This is a genomic window from Streptomyces sp. NPDC054842 (assembly GCF_053611025.1).
This window is the reverse complement of sequence record NZ_JBSGZN010000032.1, coordinates 66,193-91,047: the sequence shown is the minus strand read 5'-3', so window position 1 is coordinate 91,047 and position 24,855 is coordinate 66,193. Positions and strand designations below refer to the sequence as shown.

Here is a 24,855-nt window from a genome sequence, read left to right as displayed (position 1 = left end):
GGCCGTCGGTAGTTGGTGTCGGCCTCTGCTACCAGCGTTCCTCGGTTGCGTACCTCCCGTACCCGACGGCCATCTGATGTACCGGCACGGCCCCTTCCGTTCGATGGCGGCTGCGGGTCGTCGTCGACTCGGGCTGTGGCATCGCGGTCGACCCTTGTCCGGGGGGGGCCCACCGGGCAGGGGGCGGGGACTCCGCGGGCGGCCGGGCGGGCGCTCCTGGTCGCCGGGAGCGGTGCCGGGAGGCGGCGGTACGGGGCCCGGCACGGTGGTCCCAGGGGCCCCGTTCGGGGTCGCCCGCGCCCCGGTCAGCACACGCGTCCCCGTTTCCTCAGGCGAATCGCGGCAGGGCCACCCTTATGTGTGAAGCGGCCGCTCGGCGGTCCCACGTCTGTGCGTGCGAAAACTAGCTTCGTCGCCGGAGGTGACCGAACGATGACGGCCTGTGCCTCTCCCCGGCCCGCGACTTCACCGGAGCCGGGGGGAACCCCATCGTCCGCGGCGGACGGGAACGAGCGGGCCCCGCGGCCCGGATGCGTGATCACCGCTGACGGAAGCTACGGCGCACGCCTCGCCCGCGACGGCGAGTCCTGGTTCCCGGAGCGCTGGACCCTGGACGGCCCCGAGCCGTACGCCGTGCCGCTGCCGGGCAACCAGCCCGAGGAGCCCGGCACCGAGGTGCTGCCGATGACCGACGGACGCGTACTCATCCACCGGGTGACCGACGGACGGCACGCGTTCTCGCTGCTGTACCCCACGGGCCCCGCGACCGGTGAGCTGCCGCTCGGCGCCGTGGAGTGCCCCGACGAGGGCACCCGGCTGCGGCTGCTGCCACCCGCGCCGGGCGGTGAGCGCGCGTACGCCCTCGCCTCCGGGCCGCACTCCACGGCCGTGTGGCTCGTCGCGGGCGGCGCTTTCGGGCCCGAACACCTGGCCGAGATCCCCGGACGCTGTTCGGGCGGGGTCTGGCTCGACGGTACGGAACGGCTGCTGGCCCTCGACCGGGAGACGGCGGGCCGGACCAAGGCGATCGTGGTCGACCTGGAGCGCGGCGGCGAGGTGTCCCCGCTGCTGCAGATCGCCGAGGACAGCAACGACCGGCTGCTGCTCGCGGACCCCGACAGCGGGCTGCTGCTGATCCGCTCCGACGCGCCGTCGCCGGGGCACGACCGGCTCGGCTGGGGTGTGCTGGGCAGCACGCTGCCGGTCCGCTTCCCGGAGTCGCTGCGGCTGGCGGACTGCTCGGTGACGCCGTTCGCGATCCAGCCGGGGCAGGTGCTGACGCCGGAGAGCTGCGCGGTGGCGCTGCGCATCGACGGTGCCGCGGGTACCTGGGTCGGGGTCTGGCGGCCCGCCGAGCGCCAGGTCCACCATCTCGCGGCACCCGAGGGCTGGTTGGCGGGCGCCGGCCTGTGGACCAGGGACGGGGTGCTGCAACTCCCTTACTCCACGGGCACGGTGGCGTACGGGGTGGCCCGGACCACCGCTCCCGCGGGAACGCCGGACACCGGCGTCACGGACGGGATGACCGCGCCGGCGCCCGGTACGACGGGTTCCTCCGCCTCCGACGGGCCGGCCCCCGCACCCGCCGAGCCCGTGGCGCCCCGCCCGGTGCCGCTGCAACAGGCGCCGCTCGCCGGCCGCCCACGCCCGGCGAGGAAGCGCCCCCCGACCCCGGCGGCCGGGAACCCGACGGCGTCAGCGACGGCGACGGCCGGGAGTGGTCAGTCGGCGGCACCCGTGGCCGGGCAATCGACAGCCGCGGCGACGGCCGGGAGTGGCCGGTCGGTGGCGCCCGTGGGCGGGGAGGTGACCGTGGCGGCCACACGTGCCGCCGGGATGACGCCTGTCGTCTGGGAGTCCGTGGTGACGCCTCCGGCCCCGGTCCCGGGCGAAGAGCCGGCGATCACGTCTCCGGTGGCGCATCCGACGGTGCTGCCCCTGGCCGGGATCGCCCCGGTGACTCCACCGGACGGGGAGCCCGGCGTGACGCCCATCGACGGGCGCCCGGCGGTGACTCCGGCCGACGGCACGTCGGCCGGGACCGTGTCATCAGCCAGGACCGCGTTCTCGGTGGGGACGGCGTCATCCGTCGGGACCGCGTTCTCGGTGGGGACGGCGTCATCCGTCGGGACCGCGTTCTCGGTCGGCGGGCCCATGCCTATGACGACGGTGGGCGGGGACGGGCGGCCGACCGCGTCAACGGACCTGGCCGAGCCGTCGGATCTGAGCGAGACGTCGGGCCTGGCCGACCTGTCGGACCCGAGTGAGCCGTCGGACCTGACCGACCCGTCGGACCTTACCCAGCCGTCAGTCCTGAACGGCCCGTCCGATCCGACCGACCCGTTGGGCCTCCCCAAGCCGTCGGACCCTGGCGGACCGTCGGCTCCGGCCGAGCCGTCGGACGTGGCCGACCCGTCCGACCTGAGCGACCCGTCTTTCCTGACTGATGTGCCGACGGCACGGCTGTTCCCCGTCGCCCGGGGGGAACAGCCGCCCCCGAGTGCCCGGGTCACCGATCCGCCGACGGCGCGACTGTCCGTGACCGCCCCCGAGACGGTCCCGGCTGAGTCCGCGGACCTTGAAGGTTCCGATGCGCCGTTCCTCACGAGGGCCATCAACGCCGCGTCCCCGCCCGGGAGTTCCGTACCGGAACCCGTGGTGTGGGTCGCCGTCGGGACGGCGGGCGAAGCCGGTGCCGGTGAGGGGCGGGCGGCCGGCGGCGAGAACGCGGTGGTCGCCGATCAGCGGACGGTGGCCGCCGGTTAGACTCCCCCGGCTGTAAGAAGGATCTTGTTGACGGGGTGAACTCTTCCGATGAGCAACGCACAGAAGACGGAGATGGCGGCAACCGACCCTCGGGGGTCCGTGGCGCAGTCCGACCAGGGCCACGGCAGGCACCGGGGTCCTGTCTCCGCCCAGGACGACATGGCGGCCCCTCAGGGCCGTCACCGCAGGCCGTCCGGGCAGCCGGACACGGCGTCCTGACGACCTGAGGTACGCCGCACCGCCCGCCTTCGGGCACTCCGCACCGCCCGCCTTCGGGAGGGCGGCGGACCACCCGCCGGTAGCGGGGCAGCACACGCAACGGCCCCGCCGTCCCAGGACGGCGGGGCCGTTCCGTGTCTCCTCCCCCGGGGGCGCGTCACCCGCTCCCGTGCCTGAGCCCCAGCACCTCGACCGCCGCGAACGTCTCCCCCTCGGGGCGGCCCGCGTAGTGCGCGGTGAGCAGCGCGTCCAGCTCGTCGTACGTGAAGACGTCCTGCTTGGTGTCGAACTTCGCGGCTACACGCGGGCGTTCGACAATCGCGACCATGCCCCCGTGCACGACCAAGAGCTGCCCGTTGACCCGGGCCGCCGCGGGCGACGCCAAGTAGCCGACGAGCGGGGCGACATGCTCGGGCGCGAGCGGGTCGGGGCCCGCCTCGGGACGGGCGAGCCCGGCGAAGACGTCCTCCGTCATACGGGTGCGGGCGCGTGGGCAGATCACGTTGGCGGTGACGCCGTACTTCGCCAGTGCCACGGCCGTGGACGTGGTCAGTCCGACGATTCCGCCCTTCGCGGCGGCGTAGTTGGGCTGTCCCGCGGACCCCGCGAGGAAGGCCTCGGACGAGGTGTTCACGATCCGCCCGTACACCGGGCGCCCGGCCGCCTTGGACCGCTGCCGCCAGTGGACCGACGCGAAGTGGGTCGTGTTGAAGTGGCCCTTGAGGTGGACCCGGATCACGGAGTCCCACTCCTGCTCGGACATCGAGAAGATCATCCGGTCGCGCAGGATGCCCGCGTTGTTGACCAGGATGTCCAGCTTCCCGAACTGTTCGACGGCCAGTTCCACCAGCGCGCGTGCCTCGGCGTGGTCGGCGACGTCTCCCGTGTGGGCCACGGCGGTTCCGCCCGCCGCGCGGATCTCGGCGGCGACCTCCTCGGCGGGGCCGGCCGACGCCTGCCCGGAACCGTCCCGGCCGGGCTGCCCGTAGTCGTTGACGACGACGGCCGCGCCGAGGCGAGCCAGTTGCCGTGCCTCGGCCCGCCCCAGCCCGCGTCCGGCGCCGGTGACGATCGCGGCCAGCCCTTCGAGTGGCAGTGCCATCGCGCTCCTCAGGTTGGTGGCGGGGTCAGATCTCGATGCACGTGCGCAGGGCGGTGCCCGTCCGCATCTGGTCCAGGGCCTCGTTGATGTCGGCCAGCGGCACCCGGTGCGTGATCAGCCCGGCCAGGTCGATGCGGCCCGCCCGCCACAGGGCGACGGTCCGCTCGTAGGAGCGCAGGACGTCGCCGCCGCCGTACATCGAGGGCAGGATGCGCTTCTCGTCGAAGAACAGCTCGAACATGTTGAGCTGCAGGAAGTCGTCCATGGCACCCGCGCCGACGACGACCAGCGTGCCGCCGCGCCGGGTGTTGTCGTAGGCGGTGCGGGCGGTGGCGGACCTGCCGACGACCTCGAAGACGTAGTCGAAGCCCTCACCGGCGGTGATCTCCTGCTTGGCGCCGTCCAGTCCGTCGGGCGAGACCGCCCGCGTGGCGCCGAACCTGAGCGCGGACTCGCGGCGCGAGGCCACCGGGTCGACGGCGACGATCTCCGCCGCGCCCTTGAGCCTCGCGCCCTGGATCGCCGAGATGCCGACCCCGCCGCAGCCGATGACGGCGACGGACGAACCGGCCTCCACGTCGGCGGTGTTGAGGGCGGCGCCGAGGCCCGTCGTGACGCCGCAGCCGATGAGCGCCGCGATGTCGAAGGGCACGTCGTCCGGGATCGGCACGGCGCAGCCCGCGTCCACCACGACCTCCTCGGCGAAGGTCCCGGTGCCCGCGAAGCCGAAGAGGTCGGTGCCTGAGCAGCGGAAGTTGGGGGTGCCGGCGTTCATGAACCCGGCCAGGCACAGTTCGGTCTGGCCGCGGCGGCAGGCGGGACAGGCGCCGCACGCCGGCAGCCAGCAGACGACGACCCGGTCACCCGCCTTGACGTTGCCGACGCCCTCGCCGACCTCGACGACCTCCCCTGCGCCCTCGTGTCCGGGCACGAAGGGGGCGGGCTGGGGCAGCACCCCGCTCATCGCGGACAGGTCCGAATGGCACAACCCGGTGGCCCGTACCCGGATCCTGACCTTCCCGGGGCCGAAGCCCACCGCCTCGACGTCTTCCGCGACGTCGAGTTTGTCCTGGCCGATCTCGTGCAGTACGGCTGCGCGCATGGTGCGGCTCCCCTCAGGAAGAACGTCACGAAGGTGCGGAGGTACGGGCGGAACGAGGGTGCGGGTGAGTTGGGGGTCCGGAAGGAGCGGGAGTGCGGGTGCAGTTGAAGGTCTCGAAGGAGCGGGAGCGCGGAAGGAGCTCGGGTGCGGGCCGAGTTGGGGGCGTACCGGACTCCGGTCAGTCGCGTCGGCCGCCGGCACCGCCGTGACCGTCCCGGCTGTCGTGCCGGACGACCGTGTCCCGGGTGTCCCGGCTGTCGTGCCGTGCGGCGCCTTCGTCGGCGTCCCGAGTGTCGTGGCCGTTGCGAGTGTCCCGGGCGTCCGGGGTGTCGTGGGCACCCGGGGTGTCCGGGGTGTCGTGCTCCACGACCGTGTCGGCGAGGACCGGCGCGTCGTCCCGTTCGGCCGAGGTCACCGCCACCTGGACGGTGCCCCGCCCCCGCCACATGCGGATGCGCAGGGTCTCGCCGGGGAAGACGACGCCGGTGAAGCGGGTGCGGTAGGAGCGGACGCGGGTCACGTCACCGCCGAGCACGGTGTCCACGACGGCCTTCAGCGTCATGCCGTAGGTGCACAGCCCGTGCAGGATCGGCCGGTCGAACCCGGCGAGCTTCGCGAACTCGGGGTCGGCGTGCAGCGGGTTCCAGTCGCCGGACAGCCGGTAGAGCAGGGCCTGTTCCTCCCGGACGGGGCGCTCGGCCACGACGTCCGGCGGACCCTCGGGCGCCGGTGGACGCGTGGAGGGACCGCGGTCGCCGCCGAAGCCGCCCTCTCCCCGTACGAAGATCTGGGCGTCGTTCGTCCACAGCGGGCCCTCGGCGTCGGCGGCCTCGGTGCGCAGGACGAGGATCGCGGCCTTGCCCTTGTCGTACACGGCGGCGATCCGCGAGGTGGCGACCGCGCTGCCCTCGGCCGGGATGGGGCGGTGGACCTCGACGCTCTGACCGCCGTGCAGGACGTTCGCGAGGTCGACGTCCACGCCCGGCATCGACAGGCCGCCGATCACGCCAGGGGAGCCGGCACCCGCCACGGTGGCGAAGCTCGGCAGGACGTGCAGCCGGGACTCCAGGGTGTAGCGCAGTTCGTCGGGGTCCGTCGCGGGGACGCCCGCGCCGATGCCCAGGTGGTAGAGCTGGACGTCCTTGTGGCCCCAGGCGATCTCGGCGGTCCGGGGTCCGGCGGCGAGGGCCTTGGCGGCGTCAATGGGCATGGCGCTCCTGATCACTGGCGCGTAAGACCTCGGTGCGGCCGTCCGCACCGTCGGCCGCACCGAGGTCGACACTGGGCCGGCGAACCCGCCCGTTCTAGAACGCGTTCCAGTCCGGCGACCCCCTGTATAGCCCAGCGTCCAGGACTTGTGAAGGCTCCTGACAGTACGCCAGCCGCGCGTCGCCGGGCACCGGTGACATTTGTCCCGCCGGACGCCGTACAAGCGCCTCTGCCACCGGCCGTCCCGGCTGCGTACCGTCGAAAGCCACGACATCGAAACGGGGGGACCATGGCCTGGACGAGAGGACTCGACTGCCGGCCGCACACCTGGCGGACGGCCCGGACCGACCGGAAAGCGGGCGCACCGCGCGCGACGGACGGCCCGGAGCATGAGGGGGACGGCCACGAGTACGCCACGGCCGGCCGGGAGTGCGAGGGGAACGGCGCCAGGACCGGCCGGGAGCGCGACCGGGATCGGGGTGAGTACGCAGGCTCCGGCCGGGAGTACCAGGGGGACGGCGGCGAGTACCCCACGGCCGGCCGGGGAGGCGACAGGGACGGCGGCGAGTACGACGAGCCCGGTCGGGGCTCGTGCGGTGCGGGTGCCGGGGCCGGGCCGCCGCCGAGCGGATTCACGCTGCTGCCCTGGCTCCTGCTGGGCATGGGCTCCTTCTCGAACCTCTTCCAGGACGAGACCGCCAATCCCTGGATCGGCGGCGCGGGCCTGTTGACGTTCAACTCGCTCTACATCTACGTGGTGTTCCGGGCGTTCGTGAAGGAGAGGCGGGAGGCGTTCTCCACGCGGCTCGCGCTCGTCCTGCTGGGCGTCGTCACCTGCGGTCTCGCCCTCGGGTACGGGGGCAGCTGGCTGCTGTTCTTCCCGCTGCTCGGGCTGGCCGCCGGTGCGGCGGTACGGGGCCGGTGGCTCGGGGTGACCGGGCTCGGCCTGACCGCGGTCGCCGGGACGGTCGCGGCGCTGCGGGACGGGTGGGGCGCGGTGAACGTCGCGTACGGCACCTTCCTGTCGACGATGGTGACGGCGGCGATCCTGTCCCTGGCCGAGACGGTCCGTGAACTGCGGTCCGCCCGTGAGGAACTGGCCCGCCGGGCGGTGGAGCGGGAACGGCTGCGCTTCTCTCGCGACCTGCACGACCTGCTGGGCCACACGCTCTCGGTGATCGTCGTGAAGTCGGAGGCCGCCCGCCGGCTGGCCGGACGGGACCCGGAGGCGGCGCTCTCGCAGGTCACCGACATCGAGTCGGTCGGCCGTCAGGCGCTCACGGAGATCCGCGAGGCGGTCACCGGGTACCGCGAGGGGAGTCTGGCCACGGAGCTGGACCGGGCTCGCTCGGCCCTGTCCGCGGCGGGCGTGGAACCGGTCGTCCGGCTGTCCGGTCCGCCGCTCGATCCCCGGGCCGAGGCGCTGTTCGGCTGGGTCGTGCGCGAGGCGGTCACGAATGTCATGCGCCACAGCGACGCGGACCGCTGCGAGATCACGGTCGACGGCACCGCCGAGCGCGTGCGCCTGCGGGTCGCCGACGACGGCACCGGCACCGGCTGCGTCTCCCCGGCGGCGGGCATCGGCGGCACGGGGCTGAAGGGGCTCACCGAGCGTCTCTCGACGGCGGGCGGCCTCCTGGAGGCCGGACCCGGCCCGCGAGGCGGCTTCCTGGTGACGGCGGAACTCCCCCGGGAGTCCCCCGAGACCACCGACGCCCCTCCGCCCGGCGTGCCCGGGAGGGACCGGCGGAACCGTCCCGCGACCCGTCGGTCCGGAACGCGCGGCCCGGCGGGGGCCTCTACGCTGACCCCGTGAACGAGATGCCCCGGGACCACCGTCCAGCGAAGTCCGTCAGGGTGCTGCTCGCCGAGGACCAGGGCATGATGCGGGGCGCGCTCGCCCTGCTCCTCGGGATGGAGGCGGACCTCGACGTCGTGGCCCAGGTCGGGGCCGGGGACCGGATCGTCGACGCCGTCCTGACGCACCGCCCCGACGTGGCGCTGCTGGACATCGAGCTGCCGGGGATGAGCGGACTGGACGCCGCGGCCGAGCTGCGGACGCAGGCGCCCGACTGCCGGGTGCTGATCCTGACCACCTTCGGCCGTCCCGGATATCTGCGGCGGGCCATGGAGGCGGGGGCCGCGGGCTTCCTGGTCAAGGACGGGCCCGTGGAGGAGCTCGCCGCCGTCATCCGCCGGGTGCTGACCGGAGAGACGGTGATCGATCCCGCCCTCGCCGCCGCCGCGCTGAGCGCCGGGCCCAGCCCGCTCACCGGCCGGGAGTGCGACGTCCTCAGCGCCTCGGCGGACGGCGCCACCGTCGCCGACGTCGCCGAGCGGCTCCACCTCTCCGAGTCCACCGTCCGCAACTACCTCTCCTCGGCCATCGGCAAGACGGGCACCCGCAATCGCACGGAGGCCCTGCGGGAGGCCAGGCACCAGGGCTGGGTCTGACGCCGGGACGCGCGTACGCCCGACGGCCCCGTCCGGCCCCGCACGGAGGCCCCAACGTCACGGCCCCGCCCGGCCCCGCACGGAGGCCCCCAGAATCACGGCCGCGCCGCCCGGCGGCCCCGCCCCACAGACCCCTACCTCCCGGCCGCCCCGCGCCGCCGGCCCGCTCAAGCCCCCACGTCCCGGCAGCCCGCACCACCAGGTGAGCCCCACGGCGGCCGCGCCCCGCACGCAGGCCCCAACGTCACGGCCGCCCGGCACCACACGACCCACGCCTCCCAGTCCCGCGCCGCTTCCGGGCCCGGGCGCCCGCCCTCGTTCCCTCGTCACCTCCGCCGACGCGGGGACGCCGCTCTGACTTCGTCACCTCCGCCCGCGCGGGGAGGGGGCTCTCACTTCGTCACCTTCGCCGACTCGAAGGTCCGGCCCTCGGGGGCGAGGCAGACGAACCAGTCGGACGACGAGCCGTCCACCCGGCGGATCAGGGACTCGAAGCCGCCCGTGAAGCCGGTGCCCGGGGCCGCCCGGGCGACCGGGGTCGTCGAGCCGTCGTCCCACGTGACCTCGGCCCGGCGGACGGTGGGCGCCACCTGGCCCACGACGAGCCGATCGGTGCCGCGCCCCAGCGGCACGAAGGCCGGCAGGACGCCCTTGCCCGCCCGGGTGCCGCCACTCCGCCGCTCCTCTCCCTCCAGCACGGCGCTGGGCGGCCCGTCGCCGAGTTGCAGGACGACGAAGTAGCGGTCCCGGCCGGTCAGGTCCGCGGCCTCGCGCACCCCGCCCGGCACCGTGCCCGCCCGCCGCATCGCCTTCAGCTGCCGTGCCGCCTGCGCACGGTCCTCAGGTGCGTCCCAACCCGTGTAGGTGACCGACCAGTCGCGTCCGGCGTCGGTCCCCCGTGCCAGCGTCGTCGTCCACGGCACGAACACGTGCCCGTCCGTGGCGGGCCGGGTCGCCGCCGGCTCCACCCGCCGGTCCCCGCCGAACGTCCCGGCGGCCAGCGCGAGCGTCCCCGTCGAACCCGCGATCACCAGGGCGGCCGCCGCCGTCACGGCCCAGCGGCGGGCCTTGCGGCGCCGTCCGCCGCGCACCACGGCCTGGTAGGGGGCTATGCCGATCTCGACGTCGTCCGCCGCGTCGGCGAGCAGAAGGGCGATGTCCCTGTGCGTCATGTCGTGGCTCGTCTCCCGGTCCGCGCTCATCACTTCCGCCCTCCGTCGGTCACCACTGCGGCGAGGCCCGGTATGGCCCGCAGTTTCGCGATCCCCTTGGCCGCGTTGCTCTTCACCGCGCCGACCGAGCAGCCCATCGCCTCGGCCGTCGCGCTCTCGCTGAGGTCCTCCCAGTAGCGCAGCACCACCGCCTGGCGCTGGCGCGGCGGGAGCTGGGCCAGCGCCGTGAACAGGGCGCCGCGGTCGTCCGCCTGGGCGATCCGGTCGCCGGTGTCGGGCAGCTCGCGCGCCACGCCCTCGTCGTCCTTCGGCGCCAGGAACTCCTTGAGGCGTTTGCGGTGCCTGCGGGCGTGCGCGTTGACCATCATGCGTCGCACGTACGCGTCCGGGTCGTCGGCCGAGCCGACCCTGCGCCAGGCCACGTAGGTCTGCTCGAGTGTCGTCTGGACCAGGTCCTCCGCCGCGTGCTGCTCCCCCGTGAGCAGGAACGCCGTCCGCATCAGCCGTGGCCATCGGCCCACCACGAAGCTCTGGAACTCCTCGTCCCGAGCCTGCTTCCGATCCCCCATGGGCACCTCCTAGATGTGTGAAGGAGTCCATGAGCCCCGCATTTCGTTGCTTCGGCGCGCCGGGAGATTCCTTCCGCGCGGCGCGTCCTCAGCGCGGGCGTCCTGCGGGGCGCGTCCTCGGCCCACAGGGGCCTTGGGTGACGCGTCCTCAGCCCGCGGGCGTCCTGCGCGGCAGCCACAGCAGCATCAGGGCGGCGCCGCCGAGGAGGACGAAGCCGCCGGTGCGGAACGCCAGGGCGTAACCGGCGGTGAGTGCCTCCGCCGATCCACCGCCCGCCGTACGGGCCGCCGCTATGGTCGACATGACGGCGAGGCCGAGCGAACCGCCCATCGTCCGCGAGGTGTTGACCAGGCCCGACACCAGCCCGGCGTCGCCCGGCGCGGCACCCGAGGTGGCCAGGGCGGCCAGCGGGGTCGCGGACAGGCCGGCGCCCGCCATCATCAGGATTCCGGGGAACATGACGGCGGTCAGGTACGGCCCGTCCGCGGTCATCGCCGACTGCCAGCCGAAGCCGGTGGCGGCCACCAGGGTGCCGAGGACCGCCACGGTGCGGGCCCCGATCGCCCGCATCAGGCGGGGGGCGAGCTTCGAGCCGAGGACCACGGCGAGCGAGCTGGGGACCAGGGCGAGTCCGGCGTCCAGCGGGGAGTAGCCGAGCACGTTCTGCGCGTACAGCGTCATGAAGAACCACATGCAGAACATGGCCGAGCCGCAGAGGAACATCGCGACGTTCGCCGAGGACACGGCCCGCAGCCGGAACAGCTGGAGCGGCATCAGCGGTTCCCTGGTCCGCGCCTCGACGGCCAGGAAGAGGAGGATCAGCGCGAGCCCGGAGCACAGCGGGACGAGGGTGGCGCCCGACGTCCAGCCCCGCGCCTCGGTCTGCACGATGCCGTACGCGAGTGTCGCGAGGCCCGCCGTCACCAGCAGGGCTCCCGGGAGGTCGAGCCGGCGTCCGTCACGGGCCCGGCTCTCGACGAGCCAGCGGGCTGCCCCGGCGAGGACGACGGCGCCGACGGGCACGTTGATCAGCAGCACCCAGCGCCACGAGAGGCCGTCCACCAGCAGTCCGCCGACGAGTCCGCCCGCCGCGCCGCCCCCGGCGCCGACGGCGGTCCAGGTCGCGATGGCACGCGCGCGTGCCGCGCCCTCCGGGACGGTGGAGGTGACGATGGTCAGGGTCGAGGGTGCCAGTACGGCGGCTCCCAGTCCCTGCACGGCCCGCGCGAGCAGCAGCTGCCATTCCTGCTGGGCGAGCCCGCCGGCCAGGGATGCCAGCGTGAAGAGGGCGAGCCCGACGAGGAACATCCGCTTGCGCCCGTAGAGGTCGCCGGCCCGGCCGCCGAGCAGCATGAACCCGGCGAAGGCGATCGCGTACGCGTTCACCACCCACTGGAGGCCGGGGGCGCTCAGTCCCAGGTCGGCGCGCATGGACGGCAGTGCCACGTTGACGACGGAGACGTCGAGCACCACGAGGAACTGCCCGGCGCAGGCGAGCGCGACGACCGCCCACAGGGGCGGGGCGGGACGGGGTGCGGTGCGGGTGTCCTGGGCGGCTCGGAGCATGGGTGTCATGCTCTCAACCGGGTTACGCCCCTTGCATCGGAATTTCGCTGCACCCGCGCCTCGGTCCTGAGACCTAGGTCCAGCGCCGGTCCCGGCCCGGCACCACGGCACCACGGCAACCGGCAGCTACGCCCCACCCCCCGGCCGCCGTCGGGAGCGGTCAGGACCAGCGGGCCCGCCCCTCGTCACCGCGCCGCCCTCAGCAGGGTGACCACCGCCGCCCCGCCGAGTCCGATGTTGTGGGCGAGTCCGGTCCGGGCGCCGGGCACCTGCCGCTCGGCCGCCTGCCCGCGCAGCTGCCAGGTCAGCTCGGCCACCTGGGCGAGGCCCGTCGCGCCCAGCGGGTGCCCCTTGGAGATCAGCCCGCCGGAGGGGTTCACCACCCAGCGCCCGCCGTACGTCGTCGCCCCGGACGCGACGAGCGGGCCGGACTCCCCCGGCGCGCACATGCCGAGCGCCTCGTAGGTGAGCAGTTCGTTGACGGAGAAGCAGTCGTGGAGTTCGACGACGTCGACGTCCTCGATGCCGGTCCCGGAGTCCTCGTAGACCCGGCGGGCCGCCTCCCGGGACATCGGCTGCCCGACGACGTCGATGCACGAGCCCGAGGCGAAGGACTCCTCCGTGTCCGTGGTCATCGCCTGCGCGACGATCTCGACGGCCGGCCCGCCGAGGCCGTGTCGCTCGGCGAAGCGTTCGGAGACGACCACCGCGGCGGCCGCGCCGTCCGAGGTGGGCGAGCACTGGAGCCTGGTGAGCGGCCGGTGGACGGTCTTCGCGGCGAGGACCTCGTCGACGGTCCACACGTCCCGGAACTGGGCGCGGGGGTTGTGGGCCGAGTGCCGGTGGTTCTTCGCGCCGACGGCCGCCAGCTGTGCCTCGGTGGTGCCGTACTTCTCCATGTGCTCGCGTGCCGCGTTCCCGAAGAGCTGCGCGGTGGGCGGGGTCGCCTCGAAGCCGTGCCGGGCGGCCATCACGCCGTAGTGCCGGGCCACGGGGGAGGCGGCGAGGTCGCCGCCTCCGGAGCCGCCGCCGAGCGCTCCGCGCCGCATCCGCTCGAAGCCGAGGGCCAGGACGCAGTCCGAGACGCCGCCCTGGACGAACTGCCGGGCCAGCATCAGCGCGGTCGAACCGGTCGCGCAGTTGTTGTTCACGTTGTAGACGGGCACCCCGGTGAGGCCCAGTTCGTAGGCGGCGCGCTGCCCGGCCGTCGAGGGCTGGAAGCAGTACCCCGCGACCACCTGGCCCACGTCCCGGTACGTGACCCCGGCGTCGGCGAGCGCGCCCCCGCCCGCTTCCCTCGCCATGTCCCAGTACTGCCACTCCCGGGTCTCGGGCTTCTCGAACCGCGTCATGCAGACCCCGGCGACGTACGTCCTCATGTGGTCCCTCTCCGTCCCTGGGAAGGTCCCGGGGCCCGCGGCAGGCGGGCCCGAGTGCGCGCCAGACTAGAACAGGTTCCATTCTGACGACAGGTCAGATCCCCATGGAACGGTCAAGAATTCGTTAGTACGCCAAAGCATCGGAATAGTTGCCCCGGCGCACGGGGTTCACCCTGCACATATCCGGCCACGGGGGTTCGCCCTGCGCACTTCCCGTGCACGGATCACCGGCTCCCGTACTCCTTCCGGCCTGGAGGCCCCACGCAATGACGCACACGACGACCGAACAGCCCGCCCGGAGGCCGAGCGGCGCGATCGTGCCGGTACTGGCCTTCGCGGGCATCGTTGTCGCGGTGATGCAGACCCTGCTCGTCCCGGTCATCAAGGACCTGCCGGAGCTGCTGGGCACCGCACCCAGCAACGCCACCTGGGTGCTGACGTCGACCCTGCTCGCGGGAGCGGTGGCCACCCCGATCATGGGCCGGCTCGGCGACCTGTACGGCAAGCGGCGGATGCTGCTCGCCAGCCTGGCCGTGATGGTTGTCGGCTCGCTGGTCTGCGGTTTCACCAGCGAACTGCTGGTGATGATCGTGGGCCGCGCGCTCCAGGGCTTCGCCATGGGCGCGATCCCGCTCGGGATCGGCCTGATGCGCGACGGACTGCCCCGCGAGAAGCTCGGCTCCGCGATGGCCCTGATGAGCTCCTCGATCGGCGTCGGCGGCGGACTCGCCCTGCCGGTCGCCGCCCTGGTCGCCCAGCACGCCGACTGGCACGCCCTCTTCTTCCTCGCCGCGGCCCTCGGTGTCGTCTCGATCGTCCTGACCCTCGTCTTCGTGCCCGAGTCCCCGATGCGCGCCCCCGGCACCTTCGACGTGCTCGGCGCCCTCGGACTCTCCGCCGGCCTCGTCCTCTTCCTGCTGCCGATCACCAAGGGCAGCGACTGGGGCTGGACCTCCGGCACCACGCTCGGCCTGTTCGGCGCGGCGGCCGTCGTCCTCGTCCTGTGGGGCGTGATGGAGCTGCGCGTCAAGGCTCCGCTGGTCGACCTGCGCACCACCGCCCGCCGCTCGGTGCTGTTCACCAACCTGGCCTCGATCATGGTCGGCGTCGCCTTCTACGCCGTCTCCCTCGTCCTGCCGCAGCTCCTCCAGCTGCCCACGTCCACCGGGTACGGCCTCGGCCAGTCGATGGTCGTCGCCGGTCTGTGCGTGGCGCCCCTCGGCCTGACGATGATGTTCACCGCCCCCGTCTACGCCCGCCTCTCGGCGAAGTACGGCCCCAAGGTCACGCTGATCATCGGCATGCTGATCATCGCCGTCGGCTACGGCGCCGGCCTCGGCCTGATGAGCGCCGCCTGGCAGACCATCGTCATCTCGGTGGTCCTCGGCGCCGGCATCGGCCTCGCGTACTCCTCGCTCCCCGCGCTGATCATCGGCTCCGTGCCGGCCTCCGAGACCGGCGCCGCGAACGGCCTCAACACGCTGATGCGCTCCATCGGCACCTCGGTGTCCAGCGCCGTCATCGGCATGGTCCTCGCCAACACCGCGCACCACGTCGGAGGCGTCGCCGTCCCGACCATGCACGGCTTCCGGGTGTCCTTCCTGATCGCGACCGGCGCGGTGGCCGTCGGCCTGCTCATGGCGCTGTTCCTGCCCGGACAGCGCCGGGCGACCACGCCGCAGCTGCGCGCCAGCAGCGAGGAGGACGCCGCCCTGGAGCGGGCGAACGAGGTGCTCGGCGGTTTCCGCGGACGCGTCCTGGACGCCACGGGCACCCCCGTGGCGCGGGCGAAGGTGACGCTGATCGACCGCCGCGGACGCCAGGCCGGCGCCACGCTGTCCGGCGGGGACGGCGGCTACGCGCTGGCCGTGCCCGCCGAGGGCGCCTACGTGCTGGCCGCCCGGGCGGAGGGGCACGGACCGCTCGCCTCCTCGGCCACCCACGCCGGCGACGACCGGCCGGTCGAGGTGGACCTCGCCCTGCCGGGTGAGAACGCGGGCGTCCCCGCCTGACCGTCGCGGACCCCGCTCACCGTCACCCCCGCCGCCACGAGCGACGGGGGTGACGCGCGTCCGGGGCCCGCGGGACGGGGCGGCCGGCGGTCCGCGCGGGGCGTGCGGCACGATGGGGCGCCCAGAGGTTCGTACACGACGGAGGACACCCATGCCCGCGGCACCCAAGCCGGAGATCCTCGCCGCCTTCGAGGCCGCGAAGGGGTTCATGCCCGTCGGCGAGGGGCTGGCGCTGTACGCCGCCGCCGTCGAGGCCGGCCGGCTGGGCCTGCCGCTCCTGGAGGTCGGCACGTACTGCGGCCGCTCCACGCTGCTGCTCGCGGACGCGGCCCGGGAGGCGGGCGTCACCGCCGTCACCGTCGACCACCACCGGGGCAGCGAGGAGCAGCAGCCGGGCTGGGAGTACCACGACCCGGAGACGGTGGACCCGGAGATCGGACGGATGGACACGCTGCCCACGTTCCGGCGCACCCTGCACCGGGCCGGGCTGGAGGACCACGTGGTCGCGATGGTCGGCCGCTCCCCGCAGATCGCCGCCCTCTGGGGGACGCCGCTGGGCCTCGTCTTCATCGACGGCGGCCACACCGACGAGCACGCGAGCGGCGACTACGAGGGCTGGGCGCCCCATGTGGCCGACGGCGGCCTGCTGGTCATCCACGACGTGTTCCCGGACCCCGTCGACGAGTTCACCGGCCAGGCCCCGTACCGCGTCTACCTCAGGGCACTGGAGTCCGGCGGCTTCACCGAGGTCTCGGCGACCGACTCCCTGCGCGTCCTGCGGCGAACGGGAGCAGGGACCCGGGCCCGCGATTAGAGTCGCTGACGTGTCGTACGCAGGTCCTGACTTCGAACCGCCCCGTCCACGCCGCCCCCGGCGCGGTCCGCTGACCGTCGCCGTCGCCGCGCTGGTGCCCGGCGCGCTGGCCGGCTGGCTGCTGTGGCAGGCGGTGGGCGACTCCGGGGACGGTTCCGACGAGGCGGGGCCCTCGGCCACCTCGTCCTCGCCCGCCGTCTCGGCCGCGCCGCGGTCGCCCACGGCCTCCGGGAAGGGTGACGGCAAGGGGCGCGACGGCGACGACCCGTCGTCCACGCCCACGCCCGCGCCCACCGGCTCCGCCTCGCGGCCCGCCGCGTCCGGCCCCCTCAAGGGCAAGGTCGTCGTCATCGACCCGGGCCACAACGCCGGCAACTTCCGGCACACGTCCGAGATCAACCGCCAGGTGGACATCGGAACGAACCACAAGGAGTGCGACACCACCGGCACGTCGACCAACGCGGGTTACACCGAAGCCACGTTCACCCTCGACGTCGCACGCCGGATGCGCACGCTGCTGCAAGAGCAGGGCGCCACGGTCGAGTTCACCCAGGACGGCGACCGGCCGTGGGGGCCGTGCGTCGACGAGCGGGCCCGGATCGGCAACAAGGCGCACGCCGACGCGGTGGTCTCCGTGCACGCGGACGGCTCGGCGTCCGGCAACCGCGGCTTCCACGTCATCCTCCCCGGGGCGGTGCACGCGGGCGCCGCCGACACCCGTCCGATCGTCGCCCCTTCGCGCGATCTCGGTGAGCGGATCGCGGGCAACTTCGTCCGCGTCACGGGCAGCGCGCCCTCCAACTACGTCGGCGGCGGCACCGGACTCGTCACGCGCGAGGATCTCGGCGGTCTCAATCTGTCAACGGTTCCCAAGGTGTTCATCGAGTGCGGCAACATGCGCGATAGCAAGGACGCGGCACTGCTCACCAGTGAGACCTGGCGACAGAAGGCAGCACGGGGGATCTCTGAGGGAATCGTGAGTTTCCTGCGCGGGTAGGGATCGGTCCACCGGTCCCGCCGGACACCCTGATCGGACGGGCGATAGTGTCGCCCCTACGATGAGGGGCCACCCCCGCGCTCCCACCGCGGCCTGACGGCGACATGGTGACAGCGATGCCTCCACCGATGACGACGAGACGACTACGAAGGACCTGAAGTGAATATCCGCTCCCTCACTAGAGGCGACGGCGTGGTGATCGGAGCAGCGGTACTGCTGTTCGTCGCGTCGTTCCTCAGCATCTACTCGCTCGACGGCGCCCCTGACAGCATCGACGTGCCGAACTCCTGGGAGAGCGGCCCGGTCCTGATGAGCGTGACGCTCGCGGGCATCTTCGGTGCCGTACTGATCGTCCTCGCGCGCGGCTTGCCGCAGCAGCGCAAGATCGCCGGTCTCGACCTCGGGCAGTTCGGCGTCGCACTGGCCGTCTTCTCGGCCTGGAGCGCGCTGGGGAACATCTTCGACCCGGTCGGCGGCGTGGACAACGTCGGCGGCGGTTCGGACAACGGCGTCGACGCCGGTGTCGGCCTGATCCTCAGCCTGATCGCCGCGCTGATCCTGGCGGCGGCCGCCATCGCGACTCCCCTGGTCCCGGCCCTCAAGGGCGCCCTGGTCGGCGCCCCCAGTCCCGCCGCGCCGCAGCCGCCCTACGGCGGTCAGCCGCAGGGTGGTTACGGCTACCCGGGTGCCCAGCAGCCCGGCCAGCCCTACGGCCAGCCGCAGCAGCCCCAGCAGCCGAAGCCGTACGGAGGCCAGCCGCAGGGCGGGCAGCCGCAGGCGCCGCAGGCCCCGGCCGCCCAGCAGGGCGGGGACTTCTCGCCGTTCTGGTTCGCCGTTCCGGTGGCCCGTCCGCTGTACGCGGAGGACGGTTCGCCGTCGCCGATCGCCGAACTGGCGCCGGGCACCTGGTACCTGGCCGTCGAGCAGCGCGGTCCGAGCCTGGTGGCGCAGACGCAGGACGGCCGCCGTGGCGTCCTGCAGGACACGACGGGCATCCAGCGCGGCTGACGCCCGCTGCCCGTACGGCCCCTCGCCCTTCCGGGCGGGGGGCCGTTGTCGTACAGTCGCCCTCCGACTGCTTTCTGATGGCCCGTCAGCTACTGCCTGTCCGGAACGTAACTGACGGATCATCACTGTCCGGTTCCTGGAGGGGACATGCGGCTCGGTCTCGCGCTCGGCTACTGGGGCCGCGGTCCCTCGGCGGACCACCTGCCGCTGGCCCGGGAGGCGGAGCGGCTCGGCTACGACTCCGTGTGGACCGCCGAGTCCTGGGGCTCCGACGCGTTCACCCCGCTCACCTGGATCGCCGCCCACACCTCCCGCGTCCGGCTGGGCACCGCCGTCGCGCAGATGGCCGCCCGCTCCCCCACCACGACCGCCATGCACGCGCTGACGCTGGACCACCTCTCCGGCGGCCGCGTGCTGCTCGGCCTGGGACTGTCGGGGCCGCAGGTCGTCGAGGGCTGGTACGGCCGCCCGTTCCCGGCGTCGCCGCTGACCGCGACCCGTGAGTACGTGGACGTCGTACGCCAGGTCCTCCGGCGCGAGGCCCCCGTCGCGCTCGACGGCCGCTTCCACACACTGCCCTACCGCGGGCCGGACGGCACCGGCACCGGGAAGTCGCTGAAGCCGATCACGCATCCGTTGCGGGCCGGACTGCCCGTGCTGCTGGGGGCCGAGGGGCCGAAGAACATCGCGCAGACGGCGCGGATCGCGGACGGCTGGCTGCCGCTGTACTGGTCGCCGCTGCGCAGCCAGGTGTACGAGTCCTCCCTCGCGGGGGCGCCCGACGGTTTCATGGTCGCCCCCATGGCCCGCGCCGCGGTCTGCGACGACGTCGCCGAGGGACTGCTGCCGGTCAAGGCGATGCTCGGCTTCTACATCGGCGGCATGGGGCACGCCGCCCGCAACTTCCACGCCGACCTGATGGCCCGGATGGGCTTCGCGGAGGAGGCCCGGCGCGTGCAGGAGCTGTTCCTGGCCGGGCGCCGCGAGGAGGCGGTACGGGCCGTGCCGGACGCCTTCGCCGACGAGATCTCGCTCGTCGGGCCGCGCGAACGCATCGCCGAGCGGCTGGAGTTGTGGCGCCAGGGCCCGGTGACGGACCTGCTGCTGCTGTCGCCGGACCCGCACACGTTGCGGGTGCTGGCGGAACTCAACTCCTGAGGCGGGCCGGGGCGCGGCTCAGCCGCCCGACAGCTCGGACGGCGACGGCACCTTGTCCGTGACCTCGGCGCCGGCGCTCTTCCCGGCGTCCTTCACCTTGTTGATGATGTCGTCGAAGGAGCCTGCCGCCGCGTCCGCCGAGTCCCCCTTGCGCAGCTTGGCCGGCAGGTCCTTCAGGGCGTCGATGCCCGCGGTGAGCGGGGCGACGGCCTTGGCGAGCGTGGGGTCGCCCTCGGCGTTCTTGCGGGCGGCCTTGAGCCGGTTGTACGTGAAGGCGCCGGCGAGCCCCGCCTTGATGAGAGCGGTCCTGCGGCCGTCCGCGCCCTTCTTGAAGGTGCCGGCCCGCCAGGGCTTCACGATCCACTGGTAGGTGGCGCCCGCCGCGAGTCCCGCGTTCGCCACGAAGCGCGTCTTGGCGAACTTCTGCCTCTCCGCGGACCCCGTCGGGCTCGGGGTCGCCGAGGCGGTGGCCGTGTCGTCGTCCGAGCCGCCGCAGGCGGTCGTACCGGCGAGCAGGGCGCAGCTGAGGGTGAGTGCCAGGAGCAGGCGGCGTACGGGTGCGGGCTGCGGCACGGGGTCCTCCGGGTGAACTGCCTCCCGGGGCCCGGGAGCGGACGGCACTGTCCGCAGCCTCACCCGGTCCCGGCGCCTGCGCCACCTGGGCGTATCCGTCCGGGTGCCGGGCCCGTCATCCTCCAGGTTTCAAACAGGGATTCGGGGCCATCAGTGAGTCATGTCCCCTCGATATCGCAACGGTTCCAACCAGGCGGGGACGGTCATCGCGATCGTCGCGGACATCATGGCCGTCATCCTCGGTCTCTGGATCCTGATGTATCTCCTGGACGCGAACCGCGCCAACGACCTGGTGCAGTTCGTACACGACGTGGCGGCCTGGCTGGCCGGCTGGTCACGTGACCTGTTCACCTTCGACGAGGCATGGGCCCGCGTGGTCGCGGGCTACGGTCTGGCAGCCGTCGTGTACCTGTTCATCGGGCACGCGATCGCCAACCGCATGCACCGGCACTGATTTCCGGACCGGTGGCCGAGGCCGGCTCGCGGACGGTTCACCGCCGTCCGCGAGCCGGCGGCCTTCGCGCGCCGGGGGCCCTACGGGCAGCAGTCCGGGTCCAGGCCCACCGGAAGGCGTTCGCCGCCGAAGACCGCGCAGGTCGGCTCGTCGCCGCCGAGCGCGGCCACGGCCAGCAGCAGGGAGCCGGCCGTCCAGCTGGTCAGCTCCTCGGGCCAGATCGCGCCGTCCTCGAAGACGTAACCCGTCCAGTACAGGCCGGTCTTCGGATCGCGCAGGTGCTGGATGGACTGGAGGATCTCCAGGGCGCGGTCGGACTCCCCCACCACCCAGAGCGCCAGGGCGAGTTCGGCCGACTCGCCGCCGGTCACCCACGGGTTGGGGACGACGCAGCGCACGCCGTACCCGGGGACCACGAACCGGTCCCAGCCCTCCTCGATACGGGACTTGGCCTCGGCGCCGGTCAGCGCGCCGCCGAGCACCGGGTAGTACCAGTCCATCGAGTAGCGGGCCTTGTCGAGGAACCGCTCCGGGTGCCTGCGGATCGCGTGCCGCAGCGCGCCGACCGCCAACTCCCAGTCGGGCTGCGGCTCCTCGCGCTGCTCGGCGACGGCCAGCGCGCAGCGCAGGGCGTGGTGGATCGACGAACTCCCGGTCAGCAGGGCGTCGCCGACCGGGGTGCCGTCGTCCTCGCGCTTCCAGCCGATCTGCCCGCCGGGCTGCTGGAGGGCGAGGACGTATTCCACGGCGGCGTAGACCGCGGGCCACATCCGGTCCAGGAAGGTGTCGTCGCCGGTGGCCAGGTAGTGGTGCCAGACGCCGACGGCGATGTACGCGCAGAAGTTGGTCTCGCGGCCGCGGTCGGTGACGTCCTCGGGGTCCCCGTCGGCGTACGCCGCGAACCAGGAGCCGTCCTCGTTCTGGTGCCGGGCGAGCCACTCGTAGGCGCGCTCGGCCGCCTCGTGCTCGCCGGCCGCGTCGAGGGCCATCGCCGCCTCGGTGTGGTCCCACGGGTCGAGGTGGTGGCCGCGGAACCACGGGATGGCCCCGTCGGGGCGCTGCACCGCGAGGATGCCGCGCACGGTGGCGGCGGCCTCCTCCGCGGTGAGGACCCCCGGCAGGACGAGGTGCTCGGTCCTCGGCGTCGTCACGAAGCGTCCACCGCGGCGGCGTCGGCGGGCAGGTGGGGCTTGGTCGCGTACGCCACGAAGCTCTTGCCGATCAGCGGGTTGAGCGCCTGCTCGGCGACCCGGGTGGCCAGCGGCTTCTTCATGATGTCCCAGACCAGCAGCTTGTGGTACGCCCGCACGGGCAGCGCCTTGTCGTTGTCGACGCCGAACGCGCACTTGAGCCACCAGTACGGCGAGTGCAGGGCGTGGGCGTGGTGGGTGCCGTACGGCCGCAGTCCCGCTCCGCGCATCTTGGCCAGCAGCTCGTCCGCCTTGTAGATGCGGATGTGGCCGCCCTCGACCTCGTGGTAGGCGTCGGACAGCGTCCAGCAGACCTTCTCGGGACCGTAGCGCGGGACGGTGATCGCGATGCGGCCGCCGGGCCTGAGGACGCGGACCATCTCCGCGAGGACGCCCTTGTCGTCGGGGATGTGCTCCATGACCTCGGAGATGATCACGACGTCGAAGGACTCGTCGGGGAAGGGCAGCGCGAGGGCGTCGCCCTCCATGGCGGTGGCGGTGGCGCCGGCCGGGGCCTCGCCGGCCTCCTTCATCGCGGCGAACCACTTGGCGACCTCGCGGATCTCCTCGCCGTTCTGGTCCAGCGCGACGACCTGGGCGCCGCGCCGGTAGCACTCGAACGCGTGCCGGCCGGCCCCGCAGCCGAGGTCCAGGACGCGGTCGCCCGGGGCGAGCGGGAACCGGGAGAAGTCGACGGTCAGCACGTGGCCCTGCTTTCGCGATCGAGGGTGTCAACGGGAGGCACGGGGGCCGCGTCCGGCGCCACGGCGGCCGGGACGCGGTCCGCGGCGGCGGGGGTGCCCGGCGCCGCTCCGGCGGCGTCGGCGATCGCCCGGCGGTAGCGGGTCACAGTGCCCTCGGCGGCCCGGGCCCAGGTGAAGTGCCGCAGCACCCGCTCCCGGCCCGCGCGGCCGAGCCGGGCCCGCAGTGCGGGGTCGCCGAGCACGCGGCTCAGGGCGGCGGCGAGGGCGCCGGCGTCGCCGGGCGGCACCGCGAGGCAGGTCTCGCCGTCGCGGCCCGCGACCTCGGGGATCGCGCCGCCGGTCGTCGCCACGAGCGGGGTGCCCGTCGCCATGGCCTCGGCCGCGGGCAGCGAGAACCCCTCGTACAGGGAGGGCACGCAGGCGACCTCCGCCGAGCGCACCAGGTCGACCAGTTCGGCGTCCGAGATGCCCTTGACGAACTCGACGCAGCCCTCCAGGCCGTACCGCTCGATGGCCTGGGCGACCGGTCCGTCCTCGGCGCGCCTGCCGACGACGACGAGGTGGGCGCCGGGGTGCTCGGCGCGCACCTTCGCGAGGGCCTCCACCAGGAAGACGAGGCCCTTGAGGGGGACGTCGGCGCTGGACGTCGTGACGATACGTCCGGGCACCTGCGGCACCGAGGGGTCCGGCGAGAAGAGGTCGGTGTCGGCGCCGATGTGGACGACGTGGATGCGGTCGCCGGGGACGCCGAGGTGGTCGACGATCTCCTGGCGCGAGGTGCCGGAGACGGTGAGCACGGACGGGAGCCGGCGTGCGACGCGCTTCTGCATGCGGGTGAAGGCGTACCAGCGGCGGACGGAGGCGCGGCGGCGCCAGCCCTCGGCGGCGTCCAGGTCCAGTCCGCGGTCCACGGTGATGGGGTGGTGGATGGTCGTCACCAGCGGGGCGCCGACGTCGCCGAGCAGCCCGTAGCCGAGGGTCTGGTTGTCGTGCACGACGTCGAAGTCGCCGCGGCGGGCGCGCAGATGGCGGCGGGCGCGCAGCGAGAAGGTCAGCGGCTCGGGGAAGCCGCCGGTCCACATCGTGCCGACCTCGAGGGCGTCGATCCAGTCCCGGTACTCGTCGCGCTTCGGGGTGCGAAAGGGGTCCGGCTGGCGGTACAGGTCGAGGCTGGGCAGCTCGGTGAGGGAGAGTCCGCGCAGGTCCTCGCCCTCGTCGAGCACGGGGTAGGGCTGCGAGCCGATGACCTCGACGCGGTGGCCGAGCCGGGCGAGCTCGCGCGAGAGGTGCCGCACGTACACGCCCTGGCCGCCGCAGAACGGGTTTCCCTTGTACGTGAGGAGCGCGATGCGCAGGGCTCGGCCGCCGTCGGCGGCCGGGTCCTCCTGGGGACCCGCCTCCATGGCCTCAGCGGTCACTTACGGCCCCCTTCTCCCTGCACTGTCCCGCGAGATTACGCCGGGACGCTAATCTAGAACAAGTTTCAGACTTGATCGTTCAAGGAGCATTGAATCTACCGGCAGGTAGGACCGGTGTGAGCGGTGGATCAGGTGATTCACGCCACGACGACGTGGCCCGGTCGACCGACTCGCGCAGGCAGCCGCCCGGTTCGGGCGGAGCCGAGAGCTTGGGGAATGTCCGGCACCCTGCCATGCTGACTCCTCGCTCCCCCTCGCTGAATGTCATGGAACGGGACTTATGCCTGCGGAAGCCAAGGCGGAAGCCACCACCGCGCGGGATGCCGCGCGGTCCGCGAGCCCGCGCGCCGCCGCGCAGCCGGCCTCGCCCCCGCTCACCGAGCGCCAGGAGGCGCGCCGCCGGCGCATCCTGCACGCGAGCGCGCAGCTGGCCAGCCGGGGCGGCTTCGACGCGGTGCAGATGCGCGAGGTCGCGGAGTCCTCGCAGGTCGCGCTGGGCACGCTGTACCGCTACTTCCCGTCCAAGGTGCATCTGCTGGTCGCCACGATGCAGGATCAGCTGGAGCACATGCACGGCACCCTCCGCAAGAAGCCGCCGGCCGGGGACACCGCGGCCGAGCGGGTCGCGGAGACGCTGATGCGGGCGTTCCGGGCGCTCCAGCGGGAGCCGCACCTCGCGGACGCCATGGTCCGTGCGCTGACCTTCGCGGACCGCAGTGTCAGCCCGGAGGTCGACCAGGTCTCCCGCCAGACGACGGTGATCATCCTGGACGCGATGGGGCTGGACGACCCCACCCCCGAGCAGCTCTCCGCGGTCCGCGTCATCGAGCACACCTGGCACTCCGCCCTCATCACCTGGCTCTCCGGCCGCGCCTCGATCGCCCAGGTGAAGATCGATATCGAGACGGTCTGCCGGCTGATCGACCTGACGGAGGCCGGGGGGCCGCACGCGGGCTGACGGCCCCGCGGCCCCCGCGGTACACCGCGG

Annotated in this window: 20 protein-coding genes and 2 pseudogenes; 11 read left to right on the top strand and 11 right to left on the bottom strand. The window is 73.6% G+C overall.

Translation table 11 applies throughout. From position 1 onward, the window contains the following. Nucleotides 1-432 precede the first annotated feature (432 nt). Nucleotides 433-1,638, top strand: a pseudogene (locus tag ACWGIS_RS24265) (hypothetical protein); the annotation flags it as partial. 1,176 nt (nt 1,639-2,814) lie between these two features. Then, nucleotides 2,815-2,985, top strand: a complete 171-nt coding sequence (locus ACWGIS_RS24260) for a hypothetical protein (protein ID WP_453364558.1) — start codon at nt 2,815-2,817, stop codon at nt 2,983-2,985. A gap of 157 nt (nt 2,986-3,142) precedes the next feature. On the opposite strand, the gene ACWGIS_RS24255 is transcribed toward ACWGIS_RS24260, so the two are convergent. From ACWGIS_RS24255 to ACWGIS_RS24245, 3 genes and pseudogenes are all read right to left on the bottom strand, one after another. Further along, complete coding sequence (locus ACWGIS_RS24255) at nt 3,143-4,087, bottom strand: 3-oxoacyl-ACP reductase (RefSeq protein WP_453364557.1); 945 nt, start codon at nt 4,085-4,087, stop codon at nt 3,143-3,145. A 25-nt stretch (nt 4,088-4,112) separates the two neighbouring features. Then, nucleotides 4,113-5,189 carry a Zn-dependent alcohol dehydrogenase gene (locus tag ACWGIS_RS24250; protein ID WP_453364556.1) on the bottom strand — a complete coding sequence of 359 codons (1,077 nt, stop codon included), beginning with the start codon at nt 5,187-5,189 and terminating at the stop codon, nt 4,113-4,115. A 358-nt stretch (nt 5,190-5,547) separates the two neighbouring features. Continuing rightward, a pseudogene (locus ACWGIS_RS24245) lies at nt 5,548-6,399 on the bottom strand (MaoC/PaaZ C-terminal domain-containing protein); the annotation flags it as partial. A 288-nt stretch (nt 6,400-6,687) separates the two neighbouring features. Between ACWGIS_RS24245 and ACWGIS_RS24240 the strand changes: the two are divergent. Further along, entirely contained in the window at nt 6,688-8,214 is a 1,527-nt protein-coding gene (locus ACWGIS_RS24240) for an ATP-binding protein (RefSeq protein WP_453364555.1), read from the top strand. Nucleotides 8,215-8,219: 5 nt separating this feature from the next. Further along, on the top strand, nt 8,220-8,852 hold the full coding sequence (locus ACWGIS_RS24235) for a response regulator (RefSeq protein ID WP_453364563.1): 633 nt from the start codon (nt 8,220-8,222) through the stop codon (nt 8,850-8,852). Between the two features lie 392 nt (nt 8,853-9,244). Here ACWGIS_RS24235 and ACWGIS_RS24230 read toward each other — a convergent pair whose 3' ends face one another. The 4 genes from ACWGIS_RS24230 to ACWGIS_RS24215 form a co-directional block, all read right to left on the bottom strand. After that, complete coding sequence (locus tag ACWGIS_RS24230) at nt 9,245-10,054, bottom strand: hypothetical protein (protein WP_453364554.1); 810 nt, start codon at nt 10,052-10,054, stop codon at nt 9,245-9,247. Beyond that, the gene (locus ACWGIS_RS24225; protein WP_453364553.1) at nt 10,054-10,593 is read right to left on the bottom strand and encodes a SigE family RNA polymerase sigma factor; all 540 of its coding nucleotides are present in this window, start codon (nt 10,591-10,593) and stop codon (nt 10,054-10,056) included. Before ACWGIS_RS24225 ends, ACWGIS_RS24230 begins: the two co-directional genes overlap by 1 nt. Nucleotides 10,594-10,741: 148 nt before the next feature. Continuing rightward, nucleotides 10,742-12,169 (bottom strand): DHA2 family efflux MFS transporter permease subunit, encoded by a 1,428-nt coding sequence (locus tag ACWGIS_RS24220; RefSeq protein ID WP_453364552.1) that lies wholly within the window; start codon nt 12,167-12,169, stop codon nt 10,742-10,744. A 176-nt stretch (nt 12,170-12,345) separates the two neighbouring features. Continuing rightward, nucleotides 12,346-13,539 (bottom strand): thiolase C-terminal domain-containing protein, encoded by a 1,194-nt coding sequence (locus tag ACWGIS_RS24215; protein WP_453364551.1) that lies wholly within the window; start codon nt 13,537-13,539, stop codon nt 12,346-12,348. A 266-nt stretch (nt 13,540-13,805) separates the two neighbouring features. Between ACWGIS_RS24215 and ACWGIS_RS24210 the strand changes: the two genes are divergently transcribed. The 5 genes from ACWGIS_RS24210 to ACWGIS_RS24190 all read left to right on the top strand — a co-directional run bounded on the left by ACWGIS_RS24210 (nt 13,806) and on the right by ACWGIS_RS24190 (nt 19,528). Further along, nucleotides 13,806-15,551 (top strand): MFS transporter, encoded by a 1,746-nt coding sequence (locus tag ACWGIS_RS24210; RefSeq protein WP_453364550.1) that lies wholly within the window; start codon nt 13,806-13,808, stop codon nt 15,549-15,551. Nucleotides 15,552-15,702: 151 nt separating this feature from the next. After that, on the top strand, nt 15,703-16,365 hold the full coding sequence (locus tag ACWGIS_RS24205; RefSeq protein WP_453364549.1) for a class I SAM-dependent methyltransferase: 663 nt from the start codon (nt 15,703-15,705) through the stop codon (nt 16,363-16,365). A 10-nt stretch (nt 16,366-16,375) separates the two neighbouring features. Continuing rightward, the gene (locus tag ACWGIS_RS24200; RefSeq protein ID WP_453364548.1) at nt 16,376-17,362 is read left to right on the top strand and encodes an N-acetylmuramoyl-L-alanine amidase; all 987 of its coding nucleotides are present in this window, start codon (nt 16,376-16,378) and stop codon (nt 17,360-17,362) included. Nucleotides 17,363-17,521: 159 nt separating this feature from the next. Continuing rightward, nucleotides 17,522-18,370 (top strand): hypothetical protein, encoded by an 849-nt coding sequence (locus ACWGIS_RS24195; RefSeq protein ID WP_453364547.1) that lies wholly within the window; start codon nt 17,522-17,524, stop codon nt 18,368-18,370. 147 nt (nt 18,371-18,517) lie between these two features. Beyond that, nucleotides 18,518-19,528 carry an LLM class F420-dependent oxidoreductase gene (locus ACWGIS_RS24190; RefSeq protein ID WP_453364546.1) on the top strand — a complete coding sequence of 337 codons (1,011 nt, stop codon included), beginning with the start codon at nt 18,518-18,520 and terminating at the stop codon, nt 19,526-19,528. 18 nt (nt 19,529-19,546) lie between these two features. On the opposite strand, the gene ACWGIS_RS24185 is transcribed toward ACWGIS_RS24190, so the two are convergent. Continuing rightward, on the bottom strand, nt 19,547-20,101 hold the full coding sequence (locus tag ACWGIS_RS24185; RefSeq protein WP_453364545.1) for a hypothetical protein: 555 nt from the start codon (nt 20,099-20,101) through the stop codon (nt 19,547-19,549). Nucleotides 20,102-20,261: 160 nt separating this feature from the next. On the opposite strand from ACWGIS_RS24185, the gene ACWGIS_RS24180 reads away from it, so the two are divergent. Then, complete coding sequence (locus ACWGIS_RS24180; protein WP_355784178.1) at nt 20,262-20,555, top strand: hypothetical protein; 294 nt, start codon at nt 20,262-20,264, stop codon at nt 20,553-20,555. 80 nt (nt 20,556-20,635) lie between these two features. On the opposite strand, the gene ACWGIS_RS24175 is transcribed toward ACWGIS_RS24180, so the two are convergent. From ACWGIS_RS24175 to ACWGIS_RS24165, 3 genes are read right to left on the bottom strand one after another with little or no spacing between them, the layout of a single operon-like run. Further along, nucleotides 20,636-21,706 (bottom strand): prenyltransferase/squalene oxidase repeat-containing protein, encoded by a 1,071-nt coding sequence (locus tag ACWGIS_RS24175; RefSeq protein WP_453364544.1) that lies wholly within the window; start codon nt 21,704-21,706, stop codon nt 20,636-20,638. Continuing rightward, on the bottom strand, nt 21,703-22,449 hold the full coding sequence (locus ACWGIS_RS24170) for a class I SAM-dependent methyltransferase (protein WP_453364543.1): 747 nt from the start codon (nt 22,447-22,449) through the stop codon (nt 21,703-21,705). The genes ACWGIS_RS24175 and ACWGIS_RS24170 overlap by 4 nt, the downstream gene beginning before the upstream one ends. Further along, the gene (locus tag ACWGIS_RS24165) at nt 22,443-23,867 is read right to left on the bottom strand and encodes a glycosyltransferase family 4 protein (RefSeq protein ID WP_453364542.1); all 1,425 of its coding nucleotides are present in this window, start codon (nt 23,865-23,867) and stop codon (nt 22,443-22,445) included. The genes ACWGIS_RS24170 and ACWGIS_RS24165 overlap by 7 nt, the downstream gene beginning before the upstream one ends. 280 nt (nt 23,868-24,147) lie before the next feature. Between ACWGIS_RS24165 and ACWGIS_RS24160 the strand changes: the two genes are divergently transcribed. After that, nucleotides 24,148-24,825 carry a TetR family transcriptional regulator gene (locus ACWGIS_RS24160; RefSeq protein WP_453364541.1) on the top strand — a complete coding sequence of 226 codons (678 nt, stop codon included), beginning with the start codon at nt 24,148-24,150 and terminating at the stop codon, nt 24,823-24,825. Nucleotides 24,826-24,855: the final 30 nt, after the last annotated feature.

Bases quoted from the DNA above. Each gene is read 5' to 3' on its own strand.
- ACWGIS_RS24190 (WP_453364546.1), top strand. From the start codon at position 18,518: ATGCGGCTCGGTCTCGCGCTCGGCTACTGGGGCCGCGGTCCCTCGGCG.
- ACWGIS_RS24240 (WP_453364555.1), top strand. From the start codon at position 6,688: ATGGCCTGGACGAGAGGACTCGACTGCCGGCCGCACACCTGGCGGACG.
- ACWGIS_RS24220 (WP_453364552.1), bottom strand. From the start codon at position 12,169: ATGACACCCATGCTCCGAGCCGCCCAGGACACCCGCACCGCACCCCGT.
- ACWGIS_RS24235 (WP_453364563.1), top strand. From the start codon at position 8,220: ATGCCCCGGGACCACCGTCCAGCGAAGTCCGTCAGGGTGCTGCTCGCC.
- ACWGIS_RS24210 (WP_453364550.1), top strand. From the start codon at position 13,806: ATGACGCACACGACGACCGAACAGCCCGCCCGGAGGCCGAGCGGCGCG.
- ACWGIS_RS24230 (WP_453364554.1), bottom strand. From the start codon at position 10,054: ATGAGCGCGGACCGGGAGACGAGCCACGACATGACGCACAGGGACATC.
- ACWGIS_RS24205 (WP_453364549.1), top strand. From the start codon at position 15,703: ATGCCCGCGGCACCCAAGCCGGAGATCCTCGCCGCCTTCGAGGCCGCG.
- ACWGIS_RS24255 (WP_453364557.1), bottom strand. From the start codon at position 4,087: ATGGCACTGCCACTCGAAGGGCTGGCCGCGATCGTCACCGGCGCCGGA.
- ACWGIS_RS24215 (WP_453364551.1), bottom strand. From the start codon at position 13,539: ATGAGGACGTACGTCGCCGGGGTCTGCATGACGCGGTTCGAGAAGCCC.
- ACWGIS_RS24260 (WP_453364558.1), top strand. From the start codon at position 2,815: ATGAGCAACGCACAGAAGACGGAGATGGCGGCAACCGACCCTCGGGGG.
- ACWGIS_RS24225 (WP_453364553.1), bottom strand. From the start codon at position 10,593: ATGGGGGATCGGAAGCAGGCTCGGGACGAGGAGTTCCAGAGCTTCGTG.
- ACWGIS_RS24250 (WP_453364556.1), bottom strand. From the start codon at position 5,189: ATGCGCGCAGCCGTACTGCACGAGATCGGCCAGGACAAACTCGACGTC.
- ACWGIS_RS24160 (WP_453364541.1), top strand. From the start codon at position 24,148: ATGCCTGCGGAAGCCAAGGCGGAAGCCACCACCGCGCGGGATGCCGCG.
- ACWGIS_RS24180 (WP_355784178.1), top strand. From the start codon at position 20,262: ATGTCCCCTCGATATCGCAACGGTTCCAACCAGGCGGGGACGGTCATC.